The 6795-nt window shown below is 61.4% G+C and carries 8 protein-coding genes, 2 pseudogenes and 1 riboswitch (1 of these 11 cut by a window edge); of the genes and pseudogenes, 5 read left to right on the top strand and 5 right to left on the bottom strand.

What is annotated here, in order from left to right:
* From ACFFAR_RS18075 to ydfG, 5 genes and pseudogenes are all read right to left on the bottom strand, one after another.
* Nucleotides 1-475, bottom strand: a pseudogene (locus tag ACFFAR_RS18075) (protein TolA); the annotation flags it as partial.
* Nucleotides 475-921, bottom strand: a complete 447-nt coding sequence (gene tolR / locus ACFFAR_RS18070) for a protein TolR (protein ID WP_062000237.1) — start codon at nt 919-921, stop codon at nt 475-477. The pseudogene ACFFAR_RS18075 and the gene tolR, both read right to left, overlap by 1 nt.
* Nucleotides 922-931: 10 nt before the next feature.
* A complete protein-coding gene (tolQ, locus tag ACFFAR_RS18065) occupies nt 932-1609 on the bottom strand; it encodes a protein TolQ (protein WP_056354982.1) in 678 nt (225 codons plus the stop codon).
* A 179-nt stretch (nt 1610-1788) separates the two neighbouring features.
* Nucleotides 1789-2271, bottom strand: coding sequence for a tol-pal system-associated acyl-CoA thioesterase (ybgC, locus tag ACFFAR_RS18060; RefSeq protein ID WP_231941386.1), 483 nt, complete (start codon nt 2269-2271; stop codon nt 1789-1791).
* A 122-nt stretch (nt 2272-2393) separates the two neighbouring features.
* Entirely contained in the window at nt 2394-3140 is a 747-nt protein-coding gene (ydfG, locus tag ACFFAR_RS18055) for a bifunctional NADP-dependent 3-hydroxy acid dehydrogenase/3-hydroxypropionate dehydrogenase YdfG (RefSeq protein ID WP_062000976.1), read from the bottom strand.
* A gap of 293 nt (nt 3141-3433) precedes the next feature.
* A riboswitch (ZMP/ZTP riboswitch) is annotated at nt 3434-3533 on the top strand.
* Between the two features lie 160 nt (nt 3534-3693).
* Here ydfG and glyA point away from each other — a divergent pair.
* The 5 genes and pseudogenes from glyA to ACFFAR_RS18030 form a co-directional block, all read left to right on the top strand.
* Complete coding sequence (gene glyA / locus ACFFAR_RS18050; protein WP_062000235.1) at nt 3694-4941, top strand: serine hydroxymethyltransferase; 1248 nt, start codon at nt 3694-3696, stop codon at nt 4939-4941.
* Nucleotides 4942-4944: 3 nt separating this feature from the next.
* Nucleotides 4945-5427, top strand: a complete 483-nt coding sequence (nrdR, locus tag ACFFAR_RS18045; RefSeq protein ID WP_375508216.1) for a transcriptional regulator NrdR — start codon at nt 4945-4947, stop codon at nt 5425-5427.
* Between the two features lie 152 nt (nt 5428-5579).
* Nucleotides 5580-6131 (top strand): GspH/FimT family pseudopilin, encoded by a 552-nt coding sequence (locus ACFFAR_RS18040; RefSeq protein ID WP_375508215.1) that lies wholly within the window; start codon nt 5580-5582, stop codon nt 6129-6131.
* A complete protein-coding gene (locus ACFFAR_RS18035; RefSeq protein WP_375508214.1) occupies nt 6128-6535 on the top strand; it encodes a prepilin-type cleavage/methylation domain-containing protein in 408 nt (135 codons plus the stop codon). Before ACFFAR_RS18040 ends, ACFFAR_RS18035 begins: the two co-directional genes overlap by 4 nt.
* Nucleotides 6532-6795: pseudogene (locus ACFFAR_RS18030) on the top strand (PilW family protein) (it continues 552 nt past the right edge of the window). The gene ACFFAR_RS18035 and the pseudogene ACFFAR_RS18030 overlap by 4 nt, the downstream one beginning before the upstream one ends.

Below are 6795 nucleotides of genomic sequence, written 5' to 3'. Positions count from 1 at the left end.
GCTTTTCCTGAACGGTTTTTGCCGCCGCGGCGGCTTGCTGCGCCGCCTGTTGGGCCGCAAGCTGCTGGCGCTTCGCTTCAGCTTCCTGCTCGGCCTGCTGCTGGGCGCGCTGTTGCTCGACGAGTTGCGCGGCGCGCGCCGCTGCTTCCTGCTTGCGCTTTTTTTCCTGCAGCGCGATGTCGGCGTCCTCGTCCTTCGCCGGCGGCGGCGCCGGCTGCACCTTGACCGGCGGCGCGGGAGGCGGAGCGATGCGCGGCGTGGGCGCCGACAAATCCGGAATATCCGTCCACAACTCGGCTTCCGCGCCGGCCGGCGTGTTGTTCTGCCAGTTCACGCCGTGATACAGCAGGATGCCGAGCAGCACGTGCATCAGCGCGGCGAGCGCGAACGCCTTCCATGTGCCGCGTTCACGCGGCGGACGGATGGGGCGCGCGCTGATCCGCGCGCCAGGGTTCCCGCTGGGCTGCCGATTCATCATTGCGATTTAACTAACAATCCGACCCGTTTGACGCCGCGCGCCTTCATATCGGACATCACGTTCATTACGATTTCGTATTTCACGGTCTTGTCGGCGGCGATCACGACCGGCTGGTCCGGATGCGATTCCTGCCGGTTCAGCACGAAGTCATTGAGTTCCGACTTCGTCATGTTCTGCTGTTGCGCAGCACCGCCGTCTTCCTTGTAGCGTACGTTCATGCTGCCGTCGGCCTTGATGTTGACCACGACTGGCGGCGTCTGCTCCTGCGGCGCGGCGTTGCCGACCGTCGGCAGGTTGATGATGGACGGCGAGACGAGCGGGGCGGTCACCATGAAAATGACAAGCAGCACGAGCATCACGTCGATATACGGCACGACGTTGATGTCGGACATGGCGCGCCGTGAACTGCCGCGCATGCTGGAACGCATTGGACCTCCGGCCATTCTGAACTCCTTAGTGAGCCTGACGCTGCAAGATGTTCGAGAACTCTTCGATAAACGTTTCGAAGCGGATCGCGAGGCGGTCGATATCGTGTGCGTAGCGGTTGTAGGCGACCACAGCAGGAATAGCGGCAAACAGACCGATTGCGGTTGCGACTAGCGCTTCGGCAATGCCCGGCGCGACGTTGGCAAGCGTTGCCTGCTGGACGTTCGCGAGGCCGCGGAAGGAGTTCATGATGCCCCAGACCGTGCCGAACAAACCAATATACGGGCTGACCGAACCGACCGATGCAAGGAACGCGAGATTGACTTCCAGCCCGTCCATTTCACGCTGGAAAGCGGCGCGCATTGCGCGGCGCGAGCCGTCGAGAATCGCGGCCGGATCGTTCATGCGGCGCTCTTTGCCTTTCAGGAATTCACGCATGCCGGACTCGAAAATCCGCTCCAGTGCGCCGATGGTGTGACGGTTGTTCGCCGCGCTCTGATACAGCGCCTGCAGGTCGCCGCCCGACCAGAAATCGCGTTCGAAGCGCTCGGTCTGAGCGCGGGCGCGCCGGATGGCGAACCATTTACGAATGATGTACGTCCAGGACAACAACGACAGAATCAGCAACAGCGCCATGACGGCCTGCGCCAACAGGCTGGCATGAATGACGAGGGAAACGATCGACAGGTCTTGTGTAGTGTTCATAAATGTCCGCTGTTACGTCCCAAAGGGGCGTCCGAGTGGCTTCCGGGTAAGACAACGTTGTCGCCGGAGCGCGCTCGGTGCTGCTGTGCTTGCGTGCGTGAAGTCCCGCAGGCTCTATTCAGTTCAGGTCTTGATGAAGTCAAAGATGCTTTGTCTACATAGGATTTTTCTGAACAAGGTTATTTAAACGATATTGGTGTCGGCACGGTTGACGCGCATTCTACGTGCGGACCGCGGCGCAATCCGGCCAGCACTGATCCAGGAATTCCCACCGGACGAATCGACGCGAGGCTGACCGATGCGACCCGGATCTCGCCAGACGCCAGCAACACGCCGTCGCGCCACGCTTCCTGGTGAAAATCCACCGAGGCCCGCCCGAGACGGTCGATCCTGCTCACCACATGGAGCACATCGTCGAGCCGCGCGGGCGCCGAATACTCCACTGCCGTCCGCTTGACGACGAACAATACGCCATCCGACTCCGACAGCTTGCGTTGATCGATACCGCAAGCGCGCAGCCACTCGGTGCGCGCCCGTTCGAAGAACTTCAGGTAGTTCGCGTAGAAGACGATGCCGCCGGCGTCGGTGTCTTCGTAGTAGACCCGCAGCGGCCAGTCGAAAGTCAAGGGGCCGGTCGCCGGTTGATGCTCGCTGGTTGACATATTCATCCACGCATTTTACCGGAAGCTGAAAACTGGCCGCCGAAACGCGCTGTAATTTGCTGTTTCCAGGCAACAACTTAGGATTGGTGTCATCGAGGTCGTTGCCCGGGAGCCGTGTCGTTTCAGCCGCGATGAATGCTCAACCCGCCGAACGATTGCGCGACCGGCATCATTTCAATGGCATTGATGTTCACGTGAGCCGGCAGCGTCGCGATCCAGTAGATGGCGTCGGCGATGTCCTCGGCCGTCAGCGGCTGCACGTCTTTATAGACGTTGGCCGCTTTCGTGTCGTCGCCCTTGAAGCGCACGTTCGAGAACTCGGTCCCGCCGCACAATCCCGGTTCGATGTCCGTCACGCGCAACGCCGTGCTGGCCAGATCGGCACGCAAGTTCAGGCTGAACTGGCGCACGAACGCCTTCGTCGCGCCATATACATTGCCGCCGGCGTACGGGTAGGTCGCCGCGACCGAACTCAGGTTGAACACGTGACCGCGATTGCGCTCGACCATGCCGGGCAGCAAAGCGTGGGTGACCGTGACGAGACCTTTACAGTTCGTATCGATCATGTTGTTCCAGTCGTCGAGGCTCGCTCGCTGCGCCGGTTCCAGGCCGAGCGCCAGTCCGGCGTTGTTCACGAGCACGTCGATGTCGGCGAATTCGGCCGGCAAACCGGCTATGACGGACTTGATTGCGGCGTCGTCGCGAACATCGAGTTCAACGGGCAAAAGGGCGTCGCCGAGCTCCTTCGACAATTCCAGGAGCCGGTCTTTGCGGCGCGCCGTGGCAATGACGCGATGGCCGCCTTTTACAAACGTACGGGCGATGGCGGCGCCGAAGCCGGCGGAAGCGCCAGTGACAAATACGATCATGTGCGGATTCCCATTGTCAGGTTGCGGTCAGGTTGCGGAGATGCCGAGGTCGCGCGCCCGAGCGCGCGCGGGAAAGCCGGACAGCGTACTTCCAATGATGCGGCGCGGCAAGTTGTCAACCAGAATCTCCATTTGTCCGGGTGAGCCATTGCCGGCTGGGCGCCTGTGGCAATTTTGGTGCCCGACCATCCGCGAATGGCGCTTTCATGAATGACAGGCCTTTCAGAACCGAGCAATTTCAAGTGTTTAGCGGCTGTTGCCTAATCCCGGACGCGCCATTAAACTAGGGCGCTCCAGCCCTGCGTAACTGGCGACAAGGATCTTCGGGTCCAAGGTGGAATAACCCACCGGGAAGCGCAGGGTGTCGTTTTGCCGTTCGCCTGGGCAGCCGAGATCCGCACGCATGTGTTGCGTTGCCGGTGGCTGTCCGTCTCGCGTCAACGGAGCGTCTTTCTTCCGCCTCGCCTGGACCCATCGTGCTTCGCGCTCCCGCGGCGCAGATATGTTGCGCACGCGCGATCCGGTCAACTGACACCCATTCAACGGAAAACGTATGTTTGATAGAGCCAAGAGCACCATCGCCCAAGTCGATCCGGAACTGTTTGCCGCGATCGAGAAGGAAAATACTCGTCAGGAAGATCACATCGAGCTGATCGCCTCGGAAAATTACACGAGCCCGGCCGTCATGGCCGCGCAAGGTTCGCAACTGACGAACAAGTACGCCGAAGGTTATCCGGGCAAGCGTTACTACGGTGGCTGCGAATATGTCGACGTGGTCGAGCAACTGGCAATCGATCGTGTGAAGCAACTGTTCGGCGCCGAAGCGGCGAACGTGCAGCCGAATTCCGGTTCGCAGGCCAACCAGGGTGTGTTCTTCGCCATGCTGAAACCAGGCGACACCATCATGGGCATGAGCCTCGCCGAAGGCGGCCACCTGACGCACGGCTCCCCCGTGAACATGTCGGGCAAGTGGTTCAACGTAGTCAGCTACGGCCTGAACGAAGCTGAAGACATCGACTACGACAAGACCGAAGAACTCGCCAAGGAACATAAGCCGAAGCTGATCGTCGCGGGCGCTTCGGCGTTCGCGCTGAAGATCGACTTCGAGCGTTTGTCGAAGATTGCGAAAAGCGTCGGCGCCTATTTCATGGTCGACATGGCGCACTACGCCGGTCTGATTGCAGCAGGCGTATATCCGAATCCGGTGCCGTTCGCTGATTTCGTCACGACCACGACGCACAAGAGCCTGCGCGGCCCGCGCGGCGGCGTGATCCTGATGAAGGCCGAGTACGAGAAGCAGATCAACTCGGCCATCTTCCCGGGCATTCAAGGCGGTCCGCTGATGCACGTGATTGCCGGCAAGGCCGTTGCGTTCAAGGAAGCGCTGTCGCCGGAATTCAAGACGTATCAGCAGCAAGTCGTGGATAACGCGCGCGTGCTGGCTGAAACGCTGGTCAAGCGTGGTTTGCGGATCGTCTCGGGACGCACGGAAAGCCACGTGATGCTGGTCGATCTGCGCGCCAAGCACATCACCGGCAAGGCAGCGGAAGCTGCGCTCGGCAAGGCGCACATCACGGTCAACAAGAATGCCATTCCGAACGATCCGGAAAAGCCGTTCGTGACCAGCGGCGTGCGTCTCGGCTCGCCGGCCATGACCACGCGCGGTTTCGGCGTGGCCGAGGCTGAGCAGGTCGGCAATCTGATTGCCGATGTGCTGGATGCGCCGGAAGACGAAGCGAACCTCGAGCGCGTGCGCGTGAAGGTCGCTGCGTTGACCAAGCAATTCCCGGTGTACGGCTAAGCCATGCGCTGCCCCTTCTGCCGTCACGAAGACACGCAAGTGGCCGATTCGCGTGTCTCGGAAGATGGGGCGGCGATTCGCCGGCGGCGGCGCTGCCCCGCCTGCGACAAGCGTTTCACTACGTATGAACGCGTGGAACTCGCGTTGCCGTCCGTCGTTAAAAAAGACGGCAGCCGCACCGAGTTCGACCGCGCGAAAATCGTGGCGAGCATGCAACTGGCGCTGCGCAAGCGGCCGGTTGCGGCCGACGCTATCGATGCCGCCGTTGCGCGCATCGAATATCAATTGCTGGGCAGCGGTGAACGCGAAGTTCGCAGCGACCGCCTGGGCGAGCTTGTCATGAACGAGTTGCGCCAGTTGGACACCATTGCCTACGTGCGTTTTGCTTCGGTCTACAAGCGTTTTGAAGACGTGTCCGAATTTGAAGACGTGCTCGAAGAGTTCCGCCGCGCGGCTCCGCGCAAGAACACTCCCCGCAAACGCTGAGCGTTTCTGCATTTCTCCTCCTCGCTTTAAACCGGTAATCGTTTCGACAGTATGTCGAGGCTTTTGCACGTCCGATACTCGGCCAATCGGCTAATGGCGGGCGCGGAAAATTCTCTTTAGATTGATCGGTGATCTGGTTCAATCGATGAGGGATGCAGATGAATTTCCGATGTTCACCCGGTTTTACGCTGACCGAACTCGCCGTCGTGCTTGCGGTAATCGCGGTCATCGCGACATTTTCGGCGCCTTCGTTTGTCATGTGGCACAAGCGCGATCAAGTCGATGCACGAGCGCGCGCCATGTTGTCCACGCTCACTTTGGCGCGCTCTGAAGCAATCCGGCGCGGCGCACGCGTGACCTTGTGCCGGATCGACGCCGCGCGTGCGTGCCTCCTGTCGGGGAAGGCCTGCGACGGCGGACTGACTGATTGGGCATGCGGCTGGGCGCTGTTTTCCGAGCGCGACGGCGGGCGCGTGCTGATGCGCATGCAGCCGGCTTTGGCTGGCGTTGCCGTGGCTGGAACCGGGAGTGAGCTTTCGTTCACGCCGCCTTCCGGGCAGATCATCGGCGGGTTTCGCAGCTTTGATTTCAGCGCGCGCGATGTCGCTTTGGCGTCTCTCGGCGCACGTGGACGCCGATGCATCCGGATCGCCGCCGGCGGACGCGCGCGCCTCACGCAAGGTGCATGCGGAGCAACCGCATGACGACCTTCACGCGCAGGTTTGACCGAGGCGATTCGCTGATTGAAGTGTTGATCGCGCTCTCGCTGAGCGCGGTGACGGCGCTTGGAATCATCGGTGCGCAGATGTGGCTTGCCCGCAACGAGCGGTCAGTGATGATGCGTGAGACGGCGGTATCGATTGCGGATTCTGTCGCAGAAGGAATCCGCCGCGATGCCGACCGCGATCCGGTCGTTGCGCAATGGCGCGTGCGCGCTGCCGCGGCGTTGCCGGATGGGGGCGTCGATGTGCTGGACCGTGGCAATGGCGTGCATGTCGCGGTGGTCAGATGGCGGCCGCCGGTCTCCGGTAACGGCGACGAACCTGTGTGCGACGAGCCTGGCGTCGGCGCGAAAGTGGCCTGTGTTGCCGTGACGTTCGCACGATGACTACCTCCCGTAATACTCAACGCGGCCACACGCTGCTCGAACTGTCGATATCCGTCGCGCTCGGATTGTTGATCGTGATCGCGACCATTTCGCTGTATCGCGGACAGCGGCTCGCCTATGATCGCGCCACCGAAACAGCTCGTTTGCGCGATGCCGCCGGCAACGCGCTCGACCTGATCGCGCAGCAGGTTCAAATGGCGCGCTACATGCCGGCCGGGACGGGCGCATTGGACACATCAAACGCATCGGCGGGATTGTTC

Origin of the sequence: uncultured Caballeronia sp., from assembly GCF_964243625.1 — a bacterium.
In the GTDB taxonomy this organism is placed as follows: Bacteria; Pseudomonadota; Gammaproteobacteria; order Burkholderiales; family Burkholderiaceae; genus Caballeronia.
This window is presented reverse-complemented; position numbering and strand designations above follow the sequence as displayed.

Excerpts from the sequence above, each read along its gene's own strand:
- tolR (WP_062000237.1), bottom strand. The coding sequence starts at position 921 with ATGGCCGGAGGTCCAATGCGTTCCAGCATGCGCGGCAGTTCACGGCGC.
- tolQ (WP_056354982.1), bottom strand. The coding sequence starts at position 1,609 with ATGAACACTACACAAGACCTGTCGATCGTTTCCCTCGTCATTCATGCC.
- ybgC (WP_231941386.1), bottom strand. The coding sequence starts at position 2,271 with ATGTCAACCAGCGAGCATCAACCGGCGACCGGCCCCTTGACTTTCGAC.
- ydfG (WP_062000976.1), bottom strand. The coding sequence starts at position 3,140 with ATGATCGTATTTGTCACTGGCGCTTCCGCCGGCTTCGGCGCCGCCATC.
- glyA (WP_062000235.1), top strand. The coding sequence starts at position 3,694 with ATGTTTGATAGAGCCAAGAGCACCATCGCCCAAGTCGATCCGGAACTG.
- nrdR (WP_375508216.1), top strand. The coding sequence starts at position 4,945 with ATGCGCTGCCCCTTCTGCCGTCACGAAGACACGCAAGTGGCCGATTCG.
- ACFFAR_RS18040 (WP_375508215.1), top strand. The coding sequence starts at position 5,580 with ATGCAGATGAATTTCCGATGTTCACCCGGTTTTACGCTGACCGAACTC.
- ACFFAR_RS18035 (WP_375508214.1), top strand. The coding sequence starts at position 6,128 with ATGACGACCTTCACGCGCAGGTTTGACCGAGGCGATTCGCTGATTGAA.